Origin of the sequence: Streptomyces sp. NBC_01077 (genome assembly GCF_045162855.1) — a bacterium.
In the GTDB taxonomy this organism is placed as follows: domain Bacteria; phylum Actinomycetota; class Actinomycetes; order Streptomycetales; family Streptomycetaceae; genus Streptomyces.
Map to the genome: position 1 here is coordinate 2,118,283 of NZ_CP108669.1, position 16,914 is coordinate 2,135,196.

General features: G+C 73.1%; 18 protein-coding genes and 1 pseudogene. 8 read left to right on the plus strand and 11 right to left on the minus strand.

Annotated elements, in window-relative coordinates; genetic code table 11:
* Nucleotides 1-81 precede the first annotated feature (81 nt).
* The 4 genes from OG462_RS09400 to OG462_RS09415 form a co-directional block, all read right to left on the minus strand.
* Complete coding sequence (locus tag OG462_RS09400; protein ID WP_406056333.1) at nucleotides 82-849, minus strand: SDR family oxidoreductase; 768 nt, start codon at nucleotides 847-849, stop codon at nucleotides 82-84.
* A gap of 28 nt (nucleotides 850-877) precedes the next feature.
* Nucleotides 878-1,639: a 3-oxoacyl-ACP reductase FabG gene (fabG, locus tag OG462_RS09405; protein ID WP_406056335.1), complete on the minus strand. Its 762-nt coding sequence runs from the start codon at nucleotides 1,637-1,639 to the stop codon at nucleotides 878-880.
* Between the two features lie 205 nt (nucleotides 1,640-1,844).
* Complete coding sequence (locus OG462_RS09410; protein ID WP_406056336.1) at nucleotides 1,845-2,228, minus strand: DUF3037 domain-containing protein; 384 nt, start codon at nucleotides 2,226-2,228, stop codon at nucleotides 1,845-1,847.
* Complete coding sequence (locus OG462_RS09415) at nucleotides 2,225-3,070, minus strand: HipA family kinase (RefSeq protein WP_406056338.1); 846 nt, start codon at nucleotides 3,068-3,070, stop codon at nucleotides 2,225-2,227. Before OG462_RS09415 ends, OG462_RS09410 begins: the two co-directional genes overlap by 4 nt.
* A gap of 173 nt (nucleotides 3,071-3,243) precedes the next feature.
* Between OG462_RS09415 and OG462_RS09420 the strand changes: the two genes are divergently transcribed.
* From OG462_RS09420 to OG462_RS09430, 3 genes and pseudogenes are all read left to right on the plus strand, one after another.
* Complete coding sequence (locus OG462_RS09420; RefSeq protein ID WP_406056340.1) at nucleotides 3,244-3,702, plus strand: group II truncated hemoglobin; 459 nt, start codon at nucleotides 3,244-3,246, stop codon at nucleotides 3,700-3,702.
* 74 nt (nucleotides 3,703-3,776) lie between these two features.
* A pseudogene (locus OG462_RS09425) lies at nucleotides 3,777-4,984 on the plus strand (IS701 family transposase).
* A gap of 194 nt (nucleotides 4,985-5,178) precedes the next feature.
* On the plus strand, nucleotides 5,179-5,880 hold the full coding sequence (locus OG462_RS09430; RefSeq protein ID WP_406056341.1) for an adenosylcobinamide amidohydrolase: 702 nt from the start codon (nucleotides 5,179-5,181) through the stop codon (nucleotides 5,878-5,880).
* Nucleotides 5,881-5,963: 83 nt separating this feature from the next.
* On the opposite strand, the gene OG462_RS09435 is transcribed toward OG462_RS09430, so the two are convergent.
* A complete protein-coding gene (locus OG462_RS09435) occupies nucleotides 5,964-6,725 on the minus strand; it encodes a MerR family transcriptional regulator (RefSeq protein ID WP_406056343.1) in 762 nt (253 codons plus the stop codon).
* Nucleotides 6,726-6,901: 176 nt separating this feature from the next.
* Nucleotides 6,902-7,549 carry an alpha/beta fold hydrolase gene (locus tag OG462_RS09440; RefSeq protein ID WP_406066443.1) on the minus strand — a complete coding sequence of 216 codons (648 nt, stop codon included), beginning with the start codon at nucleotides 7,547-7,549 and terminating at the stop codon, nucleotides 6,902-6,904.
* Between the two features lie 349 nt (nucleotides 7,550-7,898).
* Here OG462_RS09440 and OG462_RS09445 point away from each other — a divergent pair, with 349 nt between their 5' ends.
* Nucleotides 7,899-8,303 (plus strand): Rieske 2Fe-2S domain-containing protein, encoded by a 405-nt coding sequence (locus OG462_RS09445; protein WP_406056345.1) that lies wholly within the window; start codon nucleotides 7,899-7,901, stop codon nucleotides 8,301-8,303.
* On the opposite strand, the gene OG462_RS09450 is transcribed toward OG462_RS09445, so the two are convergent.
* A complete protein-coding gene (locus OG462_RS09450) occupies nucleotides 8,290-8,997 on the minus strand; it encodes a cysteine hydrolase (RefSeq protein WP_406056347.1) in 708 nt (235 codons plus the stop codon). The genes OG462_RS09445 and OG462_RS09450 overlap by 14 nt on opposite strands.
* A 78-nt stretch (nucleotides 8,998-9,075) precedes the next feature.
* Here OG462_RS09450 and OG462_RS09455 point away from each other — a divergent pair, with 78 nt between their 5' ends.
* Complete coding sequence (locus tag OG462_RS09455; RefSeq protein WP_406056349.1) at nucleotides 9,076-9,543, plus strand: pyridoxamine 5'-phosphate oxidase family protein; 468 nt, start codon at nucleotides 9,076-9,078, stop codon at nucleotides 9,541-9,543.
* A gap of 93 nt (nucleotides 9,544-9,636) precedes the next feature.
* On the opposite strand, the gene OG462_RS09460 is transcribed toward OG462_RS09455, so the two are convergent.
* Nucleotides 9,637-10,539, minus strand: coding sequence for a LysR substrate-binding domain-containing protein (locus OG462_RS09460; RefSeq protein ID WP_406056351.1), 903 nt, complete (start codon nucleotides 10,537-10,539; stop codon nucleotides 9,637-9,639).
* A gap of 73 nt (nucleotides 10,540-10,612) precedes the next feature.
* Between OG462_RS09460 and OG462_RS09465 the strand changes: the two genes are divergently transcribed.
* Nucleotides 10,613-11,665 (plus strand): DMT family transporter, encoded by a 1,053-nt coding sequence (locus tag OG462_RS09465; protein WP_406056352.1) that lies wholly within the window; start codon nucleotides 10,613-10,615, stop codon nucleotides 11,663-11,665.
* A gap of 177 nt (nucleotides 11,666-11,842) precedes the next feature.
* On the opposite strand, the gene OG462_RS09470 is transcribed toward OG462_RS09465, so the two are convergent.
* Nucleotides 11,843-13,177, minus strand: a complete 1,335-nt coding sequence (locus tag OG462_RS09470; RefSeq protein ID WP_406056354.1) for an aminotransferase class I/II-fold pyridoxal phosphate-dependent enzyme — start codon at nucleotides 13,175-13,177, stop codon at nucleotides 11,843-11,845.
* A 35-nt stretch (nucleotides 13,178-13,212) separates the two neighbouring features.
* On the opposite strand from OG462_RS09470, the gene OG462_RS09475 reads away from it, so the two are divergent.
* Both OG462_RS09475 and OG462_RS09480 read left to right on the plus strand, forming a co-directional pair.
* Nucleotides 13,213-13,938 carry a pyridoxamine 5'-phosphate oxidase family protein gene (locus OG462_RS09475; RefSeq protein WP_406056356.1) on the plus strand — a complete coding sequence of 242 codons (726 nt, stop codon included), beginning with the start codon at nucleotides 13,213-13,215 and terminating at the stop codon, nucleotides 13,936-13,938.
* A 29-nt stretch (nucleotides 13,939-13,967) separates the two neighbouring features.
* The gene (locus OG462_RS09480; protein ID WP_406056358.1) at nucleotides 13,968-14,612 is read left to right on the plus strand and encodes an FMN-binding negative transcriptional regulator; all 645 of its coding nucleotides are present in this window, start codon (nucleotides 13,968-13,970) and stop codon (nucleotides 14,610-14,612) included.
* A 106-nt stretch (nucleotides 14,613-14,718) separates the two neighbouring features.
* Here OG462_RS09480 and OG462_RS09485 read toward each other — a convergent pair whose 3' ends face one another.
* Both OG462_RS09485 and OG462_RS09490 read right to left on the minus strand, forming a co-directional pair.
* The gene (locus OG462_RS09485; RefSeq protein WP_406056360.1) at nucleotides 14,719-15,684 is read right to left on the minus strand and encodes a DMT family transporter; all 966 of its coding nucleotides are present in this window, start codon (nucleotides 15,682-15,684) and stop codon (nucleotides 14,719-14,721) included.
* A gap of 176 nt (nucleotides 15,685-15,860) precedes the next feature.
* Nucleotides 15,861-16,889, minus strand: coding sequence for an EamA family transporter (locus OG462_RS09490; protein ID WP_406056362.1), 1,029 nt, complete (start codon nucleotides 16,887-16,889; stop codon nucleotides 15,861-15,863).
* Between the last annotated feature and the right edge of the window lie 25 nt (nucleotides 16,890-16,914).

The following is a 16,914-nucleotide window of genomic DNA, read 5'->3' on the forward strand; positions in this document are numbered from 1 at the left end:
AGCCTGACGGGGCACTTGAGGCATTCGACGTATAACCGGGTTCAATCCGGACAGCGAATCCGGAAAGTGTCCGATTATCGGTCACCCGACTCCGGCGTTCAGGAAAATCCCGCCGTCGACGACGAGGGTCTGGCCAGTGATCCACTCCGACTGGGAGGAGGTCAGGAAGGCGGCCGCGCCGCCGATGTCCTCGGGCTCACCGAGCCGGCCGAGCGGATAGGCGGCGGCCGCCTCCGCCTCCCGGCCCTCGTACAACGCCTGCGCGAATTTGGTCTTCACGACCGCCGGGGCGATCGAGTTGACCCGCACGAGCGGGGCGAATTCATGGGCGAGCTGCAGGGTCAGATTGACCATCGCGGCCTTGCTCATTCCGTACGCGCCGATGAAAGGCGAGGCGGAGACGCCGGCGACCGAGGCGATGTTCACGATCGCCCCGCCGTGCTCCTTCTGCCAGGCGTGCCAGGTCCGCTGGGCGAAGCCGAGGGCGGAGACCACGTTGGTCTCGAAGACCTTGCGGGCCACCCCGAGGTCCAGGTCGGCGATGGGGCCGAAGACCGGGTTCGTACCGGCGTTGTTGATCAGGAAGTCCACCCGGCCGAAGCCGTCCATCGCCGCCTGCACCGCGGCGGCCTGGTGGGCCTCGTCGTGGGCCTTGCCGGGGACGCCGATCGCCCGGTCGGCGCCGAGGCGCTCCACGGCCTCCTTGAGGGCCTCCTCGCCCCGTCCGGTGATGACGACCCGGTCGCCGCGGGCGACGAGCGCCTCGGCGATGCCGTAGCCGATGCCCCGGCTCGCGCCGGTGACGAGGGCGACCTTGCCGGACAGTTCCGGCCGTGCCTGTGCGGTCATGTCTGCCTCTTCCTCTCGCTGCCGGTCGTCAGTTGAGCGGGCCGCCGGCCACGTACATGACCTGGCCGGAGACAAAGCCGGCGTCGTCGCCCGCGAAGAAGGCGATCGCGTTGGCGACGTCCTCGGGGCGGCCGACCCGCTGCACCGGGATCATGGACGCGGCGGCGGCCTGGAAGTCCTCGAAGCCCATGCCGACACGCTCGGCGGTCTGCGCGGTCATCTCGGTGACGATGAAGCCCGGGGCGACGGCGTTGGCGGTGATGCCGAACTTGCCGAGCTCCTTGGCGAGGGTCTTGGTGAGGCCCTGCAGGCCGGCCTTCACCGCCGAGTAGTTGGCCTGGCCGCGGTTGCCGAGCGCCGAGGAGGAGGAGAGCGAGACGATCCGGCCGAAGCCCGCGTCCACCATGTGCTTCTGGCAGGCCTTCGCCATCAGGAAGGCGCCCTTGAGGTGCACGTTCATGACGAGGTCCCAGTCGGACTCGGACATCTTGAAGAGCAGGTTGTCGCGGAGCACACCCGCGTTGTTGACGAGGATCGTCGGCGCGCCGAGCTCGGCGGCGACACGCGCGACGGCGGCCTCCACCTGGGCGCTGTCGGAGACGTCACAGCCGACCGCGAGGGCCCTGCCGCCCGCGGCGGTGATCTTCTCGACGGTGTCCTTGCAGGCCGCCTCGTCGAGGTCGAGTACGGCGACGGCGCGGCCCTCGGCCGCGAGGCGGAGGGCCGTGGCGGCCCCGATACCCCGTGCGGCACCCGTGACGACGGCTACGCGCTGCTCGGTGGTGGACATGCTTGGTTCTCCTCGCCCTTGGATCGTCCCTGGTCGCGGTCGAACCGGTCACCCGCTCCTGCGTCCCGCACATGAGCGACCGCTTAGTATCGTCCGCAGAACGAGACGCTAGAAGCCCTGGCACCCGGTGTCAACGGCCCACCGGGTGCACCCGGTCACTCCCCGTCGCCGGGCGCGGAAACGGGGAGTGGGTGGGCGGGCGCGCTCAGCGCACCAGGAGGTCGAGCAGCCGCTCCACCTCGGCCTCCGGGTCGGCGGTGAGACCCGTGTGGACCGGCCCCGGCTGGACGACCGTCGAGCGCGGCGCGATCAGCCAGCGGAAGCGCCGACCGGCGTCGTCCCCCGCGGCCTGACCGGCCGCGTCCCCGCCCAGACAGACCCCCTCGACCGCGCGCAGGGCGGCCCGCACCCCGGTCACGTCGGCCGCCGGGTCGAGCACCGCCAGCTTCGCCTCGTCCAGGTGCGTACGGGCGGCCACATAGGACCGGGCGCGGCAGTAGACGACCACACCCGCGTTGAAGCACTCGCCGCGCTCGACCCGCGGCACCACGCGCAGCAGCGCGTACTCGAAGACATCACGGTCGGTCACGGGGTGCGGTCCTTCTCGGTGGAGTGCGTCCGGGGCGCGAGGCGCTCGGCGAGCCAGCCGGGCGCCTGCTGCGGCCGGCTCTCGGTACGCGGGCCGAGCGTGATCCGCTCGTGGATGGTGGCGGCGCGCGGCAGCAGGGCCGCGACGTAGGCGGCGCGCACCTCGTCCGTGCTGCCGAAGCCGGGCTCGTCGACGAGCCACTCGTCGGGCACATCGGCGGCGACCTCGTCGAGCAGCTCACGGGTGACCAGCGGCGCCAGCTCGTCGGCCGCGGCGGCGATGTCCGGCGCGTACGGGGCGAGCGCGTGGTCGGAGGCGTCGTACGGCTTGGCGGCGGAGGCCTGGGCGCCGGGCCAGTTGTGGTGCCAGATCATGGTGGCACCGTGGTCGATGAGCCACAGGTCGCCGTGCCAGACGAGCATGTTCGGATTCCGCCAGGAGCGGTCCACGTTGTTGATGACCGCGTCGAACCAGACGACCTTGCCCGCCTCCGCCGGGTCCACCTCGTACGCCAGCGGGTCGAAGCCCAGCGAGCCGGGCAGGAAGTCCATGCCCAGGTTGAGCCCGCCGCTCGCCTTGAGCAGCTCCTGCACCTCCTGGTCGGGCTCGGAGAGCCCGATGACCGGGTCGAGCTGGATGGTGACCAGCTCGGGCACCCGCAGACCGAGCCTGCGGGCGAGCTGCCCGCAGATGACCTCGGCGACCAGGGTCTTGCGGCCCTGGCCGGCGCCGGTGAACTTCATGACGTACGTGCCGAGGTCGTCGGCCTCGACGATCCCGGGGAGCGAGCCGCCCTCACGCAAGGGGGTGACATAGCGGGTCGCTGTCACTTCTGTAAGCATTCGCCCAGGCTAGGCGCTCCGGGCCCACCCGGTGTCTGCCAGGGCCCGGACGGGCCCGCGCCCCGGCGTGCGGACGACTGCGGCTCCTCGCCCCGCCGAGAGCGAACATCCTTGGATCCGGGCCGTGTTGCGGGAAAGCTGGGAGGCCACATCCCGGATCCCGGAGGCCCTCCATGACCGCCGAGCACGCGAACACCCTGTACGAGGCCGTGGGCGGAGCCGACGCGCTGCGCCGGCTCTCCGAGACGTTCTACGAGGGAGTCCTGGCCGACCCCCTCCTCGCACCCGTCTTCGCCGACTTCACCGCCGCCCACATCGAGCACGTCGCCGTGTGGCTGGCGGAGGTCTTCTCGGGACCCGCCGAGTTCACGGCCGGGCTCGGCGGGCACCAGGCCCTGCTCCGCGCCCATCTCGGGCTCGGCATCACGGAGGAACAGCGCCTGCGCTGGATGGAGTTGATGACGGTGGCCGTCGAGAAGGAGCTGCCGGACGACGCGCTGCTGCGCCGCCGGGTGGTCGAGTACTTCGACTGGGGCACACGGATCGCCAAGGACGTCTCTGCCTCGGCCCCGGGTACGGACCTCGGCGACCCCGGCCCCACCCCGCGCTGGGGCTGGGACGGCCTCGCCTGATCGGCAGGACGCCTCCTAGTAGTGCTTTGTTAGGTGGTCTTGTCGTGGTGGGTGGGTGGTAGTTCGCTGGCTGTATGAGGGCTGGGGAGCTTGCCGCGGTGCGGGGCCGGTTGGAGGGTTTCGCGGCGGAGGTGTTCGCGCCGTTGGTGCGTCGGGACCAGAGAGCGAAGGGCGCGTTATATCTGCGGGGGCTGCTGCTGGACGGCCGCAGGAAGTCGATGCAGCCGATGGCTGAACGGCTCGGTGTCGATCACCAGCAGTTGCAGCAGTTCATCACGACCTCGACGTGGCAGGTCAGGGACGTGCGCGCCCGGCTGGCGTGGCGGGCGGTGGCCGTCGTGCAGCCGCAGGTGTGGGTGGTGGACGACACCGGCTTCCCCAAGGAAGGCCGTTCCTCGGCCGGGGTGGCCCGGCAGTACTCGGGCACCCTGGGCAAGGTCGGCAACTGCCAGATCGGCGTCAGTGTCCACGCCGCCTCCGAGGAGGCTTCGTGCCCGTTGTCCTGGCGCCTGTTCCTGCCCGCCGCCTGGGACGGTCCCGACGCCCAGGCCCGCAGGCGGGCCTGCCGGATCCCCGACGACGAGCGCCACCGTCCCAAGTGGCAGCTCGCCCTGGACATGCTCGACGAACTCGCCGGCTCCGGGCTGCGGCCCGCCGTCCTGGTCGCCGATACCGGCTACGGCGCGAACGCCGACTTCCGCCACGGCCTGGACGAACGCGGCCTGGCCTGGGTGCTGCAGGCCAAGGGCGAGATGACCGCCCACGGCCGGGACGCGGTGCCGCACCAGCCCGAGTACGGCGGGCTCGGCCCCAGGCCGCTGCCCCGCTACCGCACCCGGCCCGTGTCATTGCGCGAGCACATACTGGCCGCAGGTCGCGGCCGCGGTCGGACCGTGACCTGGCGCAAGGGATCGAAGGCGGCGATGAGCTCGCACTTCGTTTCCTGCGCGTCCGGCTCGCGGGCCGTCGCCCGAAACCGGCCGCCGACGGCACGATCGGGCTGTCCTGGCTGATCGCCCGGTGGCCCGAGGGCGAGCGCGAACCGGTGCAGTACTGGATCTCGAACCTGCCACCCGATATCCCCGCCAGGGATCTGGTCCGGCTGGCAAAAGCCCGGTGGCGGATCGAGCACGACTACCGCGAGCTGAAAACAGCCCTGGGCCTGGACCACTTCGAGGGCCGTTCGTTCGCCGGCTGGCACCGGCACGTCACCCTCGTCACCGCCGCCCACCTGTTCCTGACCGAACAGCGGAGACACCCAAAAGCCCCTGCCAGGGCCTGACCCTCTACCAGGCCCTGGACCTCCTCCAACAGCTCATCGCCACCTGGACCGGCACCTGCCCCATCTGCCGACAGACCGTCCCATGGCAGCCCTACGACACCACCTAACAAAGCACTACTAGGTCGTGTCCGGAAACTAGCGCCGCCCGCCCGCAGGCCAGGCGGGACTTTCCGGACACGGCCTAGGGTGTGGGGATGCCTGCCCGAACCCTCCTGACCAGCGCCTCTCTCGCCGGCGCGGCTCTCCTCACGCACACGGAGCAGAGCCGTGAGTGGCCGCTTCTGGTGTGGACCCCGGGGCCGGGCGTCCGCATGGTGTCGAGCGCGGTGCTCGGCGGCGGCATCGGCGAGCGGGAGTGGGTGATCAACGCCCAGGTCCCGCCCGGCTACGACCGGCTCGATCCCGTCGCCCACCTCCGCGACCTGGCCGCCGGGGCGGGGCTCGTGGGCCCGGGCGTGGGGCTGATGACGGCGGCGTCGGTCGCGGACCGGCGTCACGCCGAGGACGGCGGTGCGCGGGCCGTCGTCACCGCCGGGATCGGGGTACGGGGGTGGGCCGCCGCACCGGGAGTCGGCGGCGTCACGATCCCCCGGCCCGGGACGATCAACATCATCGTGTCGCTGCCGGTCCCCCTCACGGACGCGGCGCTCGTCAACGCGGTCGCCACCGCCACCGAGGCGAAGGTGCAGGCCCTGGTGGAACTGGGCGCGGACGCCTCAGGCACGCCCACGGACGCCGTCTGCGTGGCCGCTCCGGTGCCCACCGGCAACGAAGCCGAACCGTTCGCGGGCCCGCGCTCCCTGTGGGGCGCGCGCCTGGCCCGCGCGGTCCACGGGGCGACGCGGGCGGCGTGCGCGGGCCTGATCTCCGCTGAGGACACGGGGCGGGTCGGCTGAGGCGCCCGGTCCGGTGGACCGACGGGTCCGGACCCGTCGGTCCACCGGACCGGACCCTTGGGTTCAGCCCAGACTCTCTGGGTTCAGCCCAGCCCGGCCCTCACGTACGCCGCGATCGCGTCCCGCTGATAGGCGGCCAGGCCCGGCGCGATCGCCTCGTACGCCGTGCGCCACCGCTCGTTCTCCACGCAGGCGCGTCCGATCGCCAGGAACTCGTCCGCGGGGACCTCCCGGAGTTCGGTCAGCGTCCGGTACTGGGTTTCGATCTCGGCCCGCACCGCATCGGCGTCCGCGGGCGTTCCGGCCGCCATGAGTTCCGCCAGGCGGATCATCTGGGCCGTACGCTCGCGGTGCCCGGCCTCGACCCGGTCCTCGCTCAGCGTCGCGCCGTACCGCTCGACGGCGTCGGCCAGCTCCGGGAACTCCCGCAGGTTCTCCCCGTACTGGGAGGGCCGGACGCCCTCGAAGAGGTTCTCCGGTCGGTTGATCTCGCTCATGCGTCTGCCGTCCTTCCTGGACTGCTCCAGTTCGGCGATCGTGCGGGAGACGGTGGCGGCCAGGGCGCCGAGTCGGTCGCGCTCGGCGAGCAGGCGACGGTGGTGGCCTCGCAGGGCCTCCACCTCGTCGACCTGCTCGGCCAGGACCCCGCCGATCTCGGGCAGTCCGAGACCCAGTGCCCGCAGCACGAGGATCTGCTGCAGTCGCAGCAGCTGGCCTTCCTCGTAGTAGCGGTGCCCGTTGGTACCGATCCACGCGGGCGGCAGCAGTCCGATCTCGTCGTAATGCCGCAGGGTCCGGGCCGTCACACCCGACATCCGGGCGACCTCCGCGGTGGGCCAGGCCATCGCCGTCTCCCCTCACGAGCGCGTCACCGGGCCGGTCGTTCCGGCCCTGCTCCGAACGGTAGGAGCTTCCGTTGCGGCAGCTTCAAGTCCCGCATCCAGGTTTCCGGCTCACCGCCGCCCCCGCACCCGCGGCAGCCCGGTGGGGCGACTCAGCCGTGGGAGAGCGGTGGGACGGCTCAGCCGTGGGAGAGCAGCGCCGCCGTGAGTTCGGCCGCGCGCCGGTGCCACAGGTGGGCGCCGCGCAGCATCGCGTGGCCGCCCGTCGGCATCGGGATGCCCGCCGCGTCCGCGCCCGCCGCGCGGGCCCTGCGGACGAAGTCCCAGGACGCGCGGGCCGAGGTGACGCGGTCGCTCTCGTCGTGGAGCAGGTAGAGCCGCCGGCCGCCGAGGTGGTCGACGGGCTCGTCGGTGGGGCACCAGGGCGCGAGGGCGACGACACCGCGGACGGCGGGGTCGCCCGCGGCGGCGAGTGCGGCGCGGCCGCCCATCGAGTGGCCGAGGAGGACGACGGGTACGGGCCCGGCCTGTTCCCGGAGGCGTACGAGCGCGCTCTCGGCGTCCCGTGCGGCGTCGGCGCTCTCGCCGTTCCAGCCGCGGTGGCGGTAGCGCACCTCGGCGACCAGCACGTCCCGGCCTCTGACGGCGCGATTCACGGCGGTGGCGAAGGGGCGCATGCGCAGCGCGGGCAGGTTGAGCACGGGCGGCGGCTCGGGGCCGTCGGCGCGGCCGCCGTGGAGCAGCAGCACGGCGGCGGCGGGCACGGCGGGTGCGCTGCGGACGACGAGGGCGCCGGGGTCGGCACGCCGGGTGGGGCACAGCGTCATCGGGCGCTCGCCCCGCTCCCCCACCGGTGCGGTGGTCGGCGTGACCATCCGCTCGTGCGGACCGCCGCGTGTCCGGGCTGCTGCGCCATGGGGCCTCCAGGAGTGGCTTGCCGCTTCCCCGGTGGAGCGGTCCGCTCACGACACGGGGGAGACGACCGTGAGGCCCGCAGTCTGCCAGGTCGCACGGTCCGTCAGATACGGACCCCGGCTGACAGTTCCCTCACCGGATGTCGGGTCAGACACTCTCATCAGAACTGGAGGGAGGCGAACGCTCGATCCTGTGAACGGAACACAGGTCGGAGCCGTACCGTCGGGCGCACGGAGTAGACCGAGGGAAGAGGGGCAGCACATGAGCGCAGTGGCACGCCGGACGGTCGTCGCGGCAGCGGGCGGCACGGGGCTCGTCGCGGTACTCGCCGCTTGCGGGGGCAGTGACACGAGCGGCAAGGACGCGGCGCCGGAGGGCGGCGGCACCCTCGCCAAGACCGGGGACATCCCGGTGGGCGGCGGGAAGATCCTCGCCGACAAGGGCCTGGTGATCACCCAACCCACGGCCGGCGAGTTCAAGGCCTTCTCCTCGAAGTGCACCCACGCCGGCTGCGCCGTGAGCAGCATCAAGGACGGGGTCATCGTCTGCCCGTGCCACCAGAGCCACTTCGACGTGTCGGACGGCAGCGTGAAGTCCGGCCCGGCCGGCTCCCCCCTGCCGCCGACCCCGATCCAGGTGGTGGGCGACGCGATCAGCCTCGGCTGACGACACCCCCGGCACTCCCGGCGCCCGGCGCGCTCCCGGCGGACCCGGTCCGCCTGGGTGTCTTCCAGCAGGCGAGTACCTCGTCGGTCGTGGTGATCGTGGCGACGAGCGCGAGGGTGTGACGGATCATCGCGGGGGTGTAGTCGGCCGGCACCCCCGCGATGGCGTCCGCGGGCACGACCACCGTGTAGCCGAGGTTGACGGCGTCGAAGACCGCGTTGGGTATGGCCACGTTGGCGGAGACGCCGGTGACGATCAGGGTCCGGCAGCCGAGGTTGCGGAGCAGCGGGTCGACATCGGTCCCGGCGAGCGGCGACAGCCCGTGCAGACGCCGCACGACGAGGTCCTGCTCGGCGACCTGGATCGGTTCGGCGATCCGTACCGCCGTACTCCCGCTGTGCTGCTGTACGGGAAGACGGGCGGCGGCCCGGAAGAGCCGGGCGTTGCTGTTGGCGCCCCGTCCGTCGGGGCGCCGTTCGGCGACGGCGTGGATGACCTGGACGTCCGCCCCGTGCGCGGCGGCGACGAGCCGGGCGACGTTCCGCAGGGCCCCCGACGCGCGGGCGACGGCTGCCAGTTCGGGCAGCGCGCTCTCCGGGCCGACGACCCCCTGCTGGCACTCGACGGTGAGCAGCACGACCCCACCGTCCGGGCGGATCCGCTCGTCGAGCCGTTCTCTCGCACTCTGCCCCATGGTCTCTCCCCTTGCATGCGCGCGAATGGCCCTCCATGCTTTCTGACGTCTCATCAGAAATCCAGAAGGGTGCGGACGATGACCGTCGCACAGCGCCGTGGACGCCGGATCATGATGACCCCGGCCGAGCTCGACTCCTACCTCGCCGAACAGCGCACCTGCCGGGTCGCGACGGTCTCCGCCGACGGCCGCCCGCATGTGAGCGCGCTCTGGTTCGTCTGGGACGGCTCCTCGTTCTGGCTGTACTCGCTGACGCGCAGCCGCCGTTGGGCGGAGCTGCGGGCCGACCCGAGGATCGCCGTGGTGGTGGACGACGGCGAGGAGTACGGCGACCTGCGCGGCGTGGAGCTGTCGGGCACGGTCACCTTCGTCGGCGAGGCACCGCGTACGGGAGAGCCGTGCCCCGAACTCGACGTGCCCGAGCAGCTCTTCGCCGCCAAGAACTTCGGCCTGGACGCGATGCCGCACGACGGCCGGCACGCCTGGATGCGACTGACACCGGACGCGATCGCCTCCTGGGACTTCCGCAAACTCGCCGGCCTCTGACGGAAGGCGAGGGGCCGAGAGGGAAAGGCGGGAGACGGGGACAACTGACAACTGACAGGCAACGGCGGACGGCGGACGGCGGAGTGGACCGGGTCAGCTCCCGAGCGGCTCGGCCGCCGCCCGCAGCGCGCCGACGACCGCCCGCACGGAGGGACGGCGGCCCGCGTCGGCACGCCAGGTGGCATAGATATGGCGCCGCACCGGCTGCCGTACGGGCACGAAGACGACCCCCTCCGGCAGGGGCCGCCCCAGCCTGGGCGTGACGCACACCCCGAGTCCGGCCGCGACGAGCGCCAGCTGCGTGTGGTGCTCCCCCGCCAGGTGCCCGATGCGGGGCTCGATGCCCTGCGAGCGCAGCGTGAACATCAGCCAGTCGTGACAGAACTCGCCCTCGGGCCAGGACACCCACTCCTCGTCGGCGAAGTCCACCAGGTCCACCGCCTCACACCCGGCCAGCGGGTGCCCGGCGGGCAGGGCCACGTCGGCGGTGTCGTCGAGGAGATGGGCGCGCTCGAGGCCGCCGGGCACCGGCGCCCGCTTGTTGCTCCAGTCCAGGACGAGGGCGAGGTCCGCGTCGCCGCGCAGCACCGCGCGCACCCCGTGCTCGGGCTCCAGTTCCGTCGTGCGGACCCGGAGGTCGGGGTGTCCCTCGCGCAGGGCGGCGAGCGCGGCCGGGAAGAGCCCCCGGGCCGCCGTCGGGAAGGCCGCCACCCGCACCTCGCCCACGACCTGGCCGCGCTGGGCCTCGATGTCCGCCTGGGCCACCTGGACCTGGGAGAGGATCCGGGCGGCGTGCTCGGCGAGCAGCAGGCCGGCGTCGGTGAGCCGCACCCCCCGGCCGTTCTTGGCGAGGAGTTGCTGTCCCACCTCGCGCTCCAGCTTGGACAGCTGCTGGGAGACGGCGGAGGTCGTGACGTGCAGTCCGTCGGCCGCGCCGCTGACCGAGCCGTGCCGGGCGACGGCGTCGAGGGTGCGCAGGCGCTCCAGATTCAACATGTAAGCAATGCTAAGGGAAGGGGTCGAGGAAATCTCGCTTGTTCTAAGAGATGGGGCCCGTCACCCTGAGTGCATGAGCCCCGCAGCCCCGCCCTCCCCGTCACCCGCCCCCGCCCCCGCCCTCGCTCCCGGCGTCGCCTCACGCCTGGTCGACTGGCGCGTCCGATTCGGCGTACTGGCTCTGATCTGGGGTTTCAGCTTCGTCTTCATCAAGGTCGGTACGGAGGGCTTCGCGCCGTTCCAGGTCACCTTCGGGCGGCTTCTCTTCGGTACGGCGGTGCTCGCCGTCGCCCTGGTCGTGAAGCGCGACCGGCTGCCGCGCGGCGCCCGCGTCTGGGGTCACCTGACGGTCGCGGCCTTCCTCCTCAACGCGCTGCCGTTCTCCCTCTTCGCGTACGCCGAGCTGACCATCCCGTCGACGCTCGCGGGCATCTGCAACGCGACGACGCCGCTGTGGGGCATGCTGCTCTCCCTCGTGGCGCTCTCCGAGGACCGTCCGACCCGAGTCCGCGCGGCCGGTCTGGGCATCGGCTTCATGGGGGTGCTCACCGTCCTCGGCGCGTGGCAGGGGTTCTCGGGGGTCGACGTGACGGGCACGGCGCTGGCCCTGCTGGCCTCCTTCAGCTACGCGGTCGGCTGGATCTACGTCCGCAGGACGCTCAGCGGCACCGGTGTCTCGAACCTCTCGCTGGCCGGCTCACAGGTCGGGCTCGCGACCCTGCAACTGGCCATCGTCACCCCGCTGTTCACCTCGCTCCCGGAGTCGGTGGAGCTGCTGCCGCTGCTCGCCGTGATCGCGCTCGGCGCGCTCGGTACGGGGTACGCGATGCTGCTCCAGTACGGGGTGGTCGCGGAGGTCGGCCCGACGACGGCCGCCATGGTCACGTACTTCATCCCGGTCATCGCCACGGCGGCGGGCGTCGCCCTCCTGAACGAGCAGCTCACCTGGAACACCCCGGTCGGCGCGATCGTGGTCCTCGCGGGCGCGGCCCTGACCCAGACCCGCCGCACGACACCCCCGCCGAAGCCCCGCCCCACGCCCGTTGTGGGCATTCGTTCCGCTGGGGCGGAACGGGTGGGCACAACGGACGGCGCCCCTTGCCGGGCCCAGGCTTCCGCACCCTGACCCGCACCCCGTGCGCGCCAAGCTGTGGGGGCGGGCGCAGGCACAAGGAGCGGAGGCGCCGCCAGAGGGCGCCGTCCCGTGCGCCCGCCCGTCCCTCCCCCGAGGACTTCGTCCAGGGGGGACCCCCATGCGGGACGATCGCCCACACGGCGGGGGGTGGCGGGGAGGGGCCAAGGCTCACCCATAGCTCCGCGCCACCACCGGCCCCGCCGCCCGCGCCACGGCATCGGCCAGCGGCTCGACGTCCGCGTCCGCGAGGCCCGACACGGTGAGCCGTACGGCCGGCCCCGCGTTCATGCGGAACCGCGCACCCGGCGCCACCGCCCACCCCGAGGCCATCAGCCCGGCCACCGCGCCCGTCTCGTCGGCGACGGGGACCCACACGTTCATGCCGCTGCGCCCGTGGGCCTCGATACCGCGCCGGGCCAGGGCCCGTACGAGTCCGTCGCGCCGCTTCCCGTACGAGCGCGCGACGGCGGCGGGGTCCACGGCCTCGGTGGCCCAGAGGTGGGCGACGGTCCGCTGGAGGAGGCGGCTGACCCAGCCGGGTCCGAGCCGCTGCCGTCCGAGCACCCGGTCGACGGTCTCGGCGTCGCCCGTGAAGGCGGCGATCCGCAGGTCGGGCCCATAGGCCTTGGCGACCGAGCGGATCAGCACCCAGCGGTCGGTGCCCCCGGCCAGCGGGTGCAGCGGCTGCGCGACGATGCCGTGCCCGTGGTCGTCCTCGATGAGCAGCACTCCGGGGTGTCCGGCGAGTACCCGCCGGAGTTCCCGCGCCCGGCCCTCCGTCACGCACGCGCCGGTCGGGTTCTGCGCCCGGTCGGTCACGATCACGGCCCGCGCCCCGTCGTTCCGGATCGCACGCTCGACCTCCTCGGGCAGCGGGCCCTCGTCGTCGACGGCGATCGGCACGGGGCGCAGCCCGAGCGCGGGCACCAGGTCGAGGAGGCTGCCCCAGCCCGGGTCCTCGACGGCGACGGCGTCGCCCGGCCGGAGGTGGACGGCGAGCACGCGCTCGACGGCGTCGAGGGACCCGGACGTGACGCCGATGGGCCCGTCCGGCACTCCGTCCGCGTCGAAGGCGGCGCGCGCGAGGCGCCCGAACTCCTCGTCGACGGGGGCTTCTCCGTACATGCCGGGCTGTTCGGCGTACCTCCGTGCGACCTCGGCGAAGGCCTCGCCGAGGGGTGGCAGCAGGACGGGGTCCGGGCTGCCGTTGCTCACGTCGCGGACCCCGGCCGGTGCCTCCACCCGGATCGAGCCGCGCGCGGTCGTGGCGGGGCGCGGGCGCACCCGGCTGCCGCGCCGCCCGTCCGTCTCGATGACCCCGCGCTCGCGCAGGGTGCGGTAGGCGGCGGCGACGGTGTTCGGGTTCACGCCGAGCGTGGCCGCCAACTCCCGCATGGGTGGCAGCAGTTGACCGGGGTGCAGAGCCCCGTCACCCACTCCGCGCTCCACACTCGCGGCGATGTCCGATGCGCGACGACCTTCGATCCGATACTCTCCTAGCACAAACACAAGTATGCACTAGTGCAATGGAGTACGCAATGAGCACCGCCGCCGACACTGCTGCCGACGCTGCTGTCGACACCACCGCCGACACCGCTGCCGTCGCCGACGCCTACGCGCCGACCGACCGGACCGTGCCCACCCGCTCCCGCGAGCGCGCGTCGTACGACAAGGCGCTGGTCCACTCGATACTCGACGAGGCCTACGTCTGCCACCTCGGGTTCGTACGGGACGGCGCGCCGGTCGTGCTCCCCACGCTGTTCGGCCGCGTCGGCGACCGCCTCTACGTCCACGGTTCGACCGGCTCGCGGCCGCTGCGCGCGGCCGGCGACGGCGTCGCGGCCCCCGGTCTGCCCGTCTGCCTGACCGTGACCCACGTCGACGGCCTCGTGCTCGCCCGCTCCGCCTTCCACCACTCCCTCAACTACCGCTCGGTCGTCGTCCACGGCACCGCCCACCAGGTCACCGACCCCGAGGAACTGCGGACGGCCCTCGATGCCCTGGTCGACCACGTCGTGCCCGGCCGCTCGGCAGACTCACGCCCCGGGAACGCCAAGGAGCTAGCCGCCACGGCCGTGATCCGCCTCGACCTGAACGAGGTCTCGGCGAAGGTCCGCACCGGCGGCCCCAACGACGACCCCGAGGACCTCGCCCTCCCCCACTGGTCCGGCGTCGTCCCGGTGCGCGGCGGCTACGGCGCGCCTGTCCCGGCCGACGACCTCGACCCGGCCGTCGCCCTGCCCGACTACCTGGCCGCGCTCTAGAGAAGGCACGAACGACGGAGGGACGGACGATGCTGATCCACCCCTGGGACGCCCCCCACGACGAGGGCGAGTGGCGCGACTGGCTCTCCCGGCACGACTTCGGGCAGCTCGCCGTCAACGGCCTGCCCGGAGACCCGCCGTGGGTACAGCCGATGCACTTCCGGTACGAGGCCGAGCCCGGCCCCTACGGCCGGGTGCTGACCCACCTGGCCCGCCCGAACCCTCTGTGGCGCGCCCTGGAGGCGAACCCGACGGTCCTGCTCAGCGTCGTCGACGACTATGTCTTCGTACCGGGCGTGTGGACGGCCCCCGAGGGCACGCCGACCGCTCACGGCACTCCCACCTCGTACTACGCCGCCGTCCAGCTGCGCTGCACCGCGCACGTGGTCGACGACCCGGCGGAGAAGGCGGAGCTCCTCAACCGCCAGGTCGCCCACTTCCAGCCGGACGGCGGCACCGCACCCGCCGCCCCGGGCGAGGCCCCGTTCGGCCGTCTCCTGTCCGGCATCCGGGTGCTGAGCCTGGAGGTGACCGAGGTGCGGGCCAAGTTCAAGTACGCGGGCAACAAGCCCCCGGAGATCCAGGACCGCGTCATGGACCGGCTCGCCGAGCGCGAGGGCCCCGGCGACCTGGCGGCACGGGCCCACCAACTGCGCCGCCGCACGACCGGCTGACACCACCGCCGGGGCGCCGGCGCAGATCCCGCGCCCCGGCGGCAGAGAGCACGGCCCGCACCGCCACGACCTGCACCGCCATGGCCCGCATCGCCAAGGCCAGCGCCTACACCGCCACGGCCTCCCGCCGGCGTTCCGCCACCGCCGTCCGTGCCTCCGCGAGAGCGAGGCCCGTGACGGCGGCAAGCAGCAGCAGCGTGCCGAGCACGATGGCGGCGGTGAGCCGCTCACCGAGCAGCGAGACCGCGATCACGGCCGCGCTCACCGGCTCCAGGAGCATGATCACGGAGACGGTGGCGGCCCGGACGACCGCCGCCCCCGCGAAGTACAGCGCGTACGCGAGCGCGGTCGGCACGGCAGCCACGTACACGATCAGGAGCAGCACGCTCACCGGCGCGTCCGTCTGCGGTACGAGTCCCTCCGCGAGCGCCGCGGGCAGCAGCCCGACCGCCCCGATCGCGAAGGCCCAGGTCGTGGTGGACAGCGCGTCCGTGCGGCCGCCGTCACGGCCGAGATAGCGCGTGAGCAGGGTGATCGCCGCGTATCCGGCCGCCGAGACGACCGCGAGGACCACACCCAGCGGCCGGACCTCCGCGGCCCCGCCGCCGAGGACGAGGACGACGAGCCCGGCGAGCGCCCCGGTGACGGCGGCGATGCCGCCGCGGCCGAGGCGCTCACCCATGGTGAGCCGGGCACCGACCGCGATGAGGACGGGTCCCGCGCCCAGCGTGACGACCGTGCCGACCGCCAGGCCGGTGGCCTGGACGGCGGCGAAGTAGGCGCTCTGGAAGACGGTGAGCCCGATCCCCGTACCGAGGATGCGGGCCGTCCGCCGGCCGCGCGATTCCACGGCCGTACGGGCGACCCGGCGCCGGGGCCGCAGGGCGAGCGCCCCGAGCAGCAGGACGAGACCGCCGACGCACCGCCAGAAGGACAGGGCCAGCGGGCCCATGTCGCTGATGCGGAAGATCAGCGAGGCGGCGGCGCCCGCCGTGCCCCAGGCGATCCCGGCGACGATCAGATAGAGCAGGCTCCGCCCGACGGACAGGGCGGATTCCGAAGAGTTCGACACGTGACTTCTCCGTGGAAGACAGGAGGGAAAGGTGGTCGCTCGGCTCCGCGCGCGGGCAGCGACGAACCGCTCGGGGGCGATAAGCCGCCCGGCCGAGCCCGGTCTTCGTCGGGGAGAGTCTCCGCGCGCGCTAGGCGGCGGGAGGCGGAAGCACGGTCGAATGCATGATCGGCACCCTACGGGGCGGTCCGCCGGGCGGACAACTCGGTGTCCCGGCCGGGCTCTCCGGAGGTACCCACGAGCCCGGCCTCTCCTGCATCGTCCGTCGCCGAACCTGCCACGGGTCCCGCCGCGGGCGCCTTCGGCGTCGAGGACTGGGCGATGAAGGCCCCGACCAGGACCACCGCGCCGCCGATGATCTGCGGCACGTCGAGGTGCTCACCGAGCAGCACCCAGGCGAGGACGGTCGCGATGACGGCCTCGAGACAGGCCACGACACCCGCCACCTGCGGCGAGAGCCGGCGCACCGAGACGACGCCGGTGACGTACGCCAGCACGGTGGCGATCAGCACGATCCAGCCGAGCAGCAGCCACGCCGGCACGGCGTTGCCGTCCATGTCGGCGCTGCCGCCGAGCAGGGCCCAGTCCATGCCCCACGGGCGGGCGACGACGGTGAGGACGAGTGCGCCGACGAGCAGTCCGTACGCGATGACTCCGATCGGGTCCGCCTGTTCGGCCTCGCCCGAGCCCTGGTCGGAGAGGACGAAGTAGCCGACCTGGCAGCAGGCGGCGGCGAGCGCCAGGAGCAGTCCGACGAGGTCGAAGGTGAGTCCGGACCAGACCTGGACGACGCAGGCGAGACCGCCGACGGCCAGAACGACGCCGAGGGCGGCGGCGCGGGTGACGGGCCGGCGCTGGACGAAGCGGACCCAGCCGAGGACGAGGGCCGGGGCGAGGTACTCGATGAGCAGCGCGACGCCGACGGGGATGCGGGAGATCGAGGCGAAGTAGAAGGCCTGGACACCGGCGACGGCGAGCAGGCCGAAGCCCACGAGGAGAGCGGGTTTGCGACGCAGGAGGTCCCGGTGGCGCCAGGCCACCGGGAGCATGACGAGTGCGGCGCCGGCGACCCGGAGCCACACCACATGGAGCGGGTCGAGTCCCGCCTCGATGAGCGGCTTGGCCGCCACTCCTGAACCACCGAATGCGAAGGCCGAGGCCAGGGCTAGTCCCAGGCCGGCGCTTCTCCCCTGAGACGCGTGCATCGGGCCATGATGACAGGACGCGGTC

Coding starts and splice junctions, on each gene's coding strand:
- OG462_RS09400 (WP_406056333.1), bottom strand. CDS start 849: ATGACCGCACAGGCACGGCCGGAACTGTCCGGCAAGGTCGCCCTCGTC.
- fabG (WP_406056335.1), bottom strand. CDS start 1,639: ATGTCCACCACCGAGCAGCGCGTAGCCGTCGTCACGGGTGCCGCACGG.
- OG462_RS09415 (WP_406056338.1), bottom strand. CDS start 3,070: ATGCTTACAGAAGTGACAGCGACCCGCTATGTCACCCCCTTGCGTGAG.
- OG462_RS09420 (WP_406056340.1), top strand. CDS start 3,244: ATGACCGCCGAGCACGCGAACACCCTGTACGAGGCCGTGGGCGGAGCC.
- OG462_RS09430 (WP_406056341.1), top strand. CDS start 5,179: ATGCCTGCCCGAACCCTCCTGACCAGCGCCTCTCTCGCCGGCGCGGCT.
- OG462_RS09435 (WP_406056343.1), bottom strand. CDS start 6,725: ATGGCCTGGCCCACCGCGGAGGTCGCCCGGATGTCGGGTGTGACGGCC.
- OG462_RS09440 (WP_406066443.1), bottom strand. CDS start 7,549: ATGACGCTGTGCCCCACCCGGCGTGCCGACCCCGGCGCCCTCGTCGTC.
- OG462_RS09445 (WP_406056345.1), top strand. CDS start 7,899: ATGAGCGCAGTGGCACGCCGGACGGTCGTCGCGGCAGCGGGCGGCACG.
- OG462_RS09450 (WP_406056347.1), bottom strand. CDS start 8,997: ATGGGGCAGAGTGCGAGAGAACGGCTCGACGAGCGGATCCGCCCGGAC.
- OG462_RS09455 (WP_406056349.1), top strand. CDS start 9,076: ATGACCGTCGCACAGCGCCGTGGACGCCGGATCATGATGACCCCGGCC.
- OG462_RS09460 (WP_406056351.1), bottom strand. CDS start 10,539: ATGTTGAATCTGGAGCGCCTGCGCACCCTCGACGCCGTCGCCCGGCAC.
- OG462_RS09465 (WP_406056352.1), top strand. CDS start 10,613: ATGAGCCCCGCAGCCCCGCCCTCCCCGTCACCCGCCCCCGCCCCCGCC.
- OG462_RS09475 (WP_406056356.1), top strand. CDS start 13,213: ATGAGCACCGCCGCCGACACTGCTGCCGACGCTGCTGTCGACACCACC.
- OG462_RS09480 (WP_406056358.1), top strand. CDS start 13,968: ATGCTGATCCACCCCTGGGACGCCCCCCACGACGAGGGCGAGTGGCGC.
- OG462_RS09490 (WP_406056362.1), bottom strand. CDS start 16,889: ATGCACGCGTCTCAGGGGAGAAGCGCCGGCCTGGGACTAGCCCTGGCC.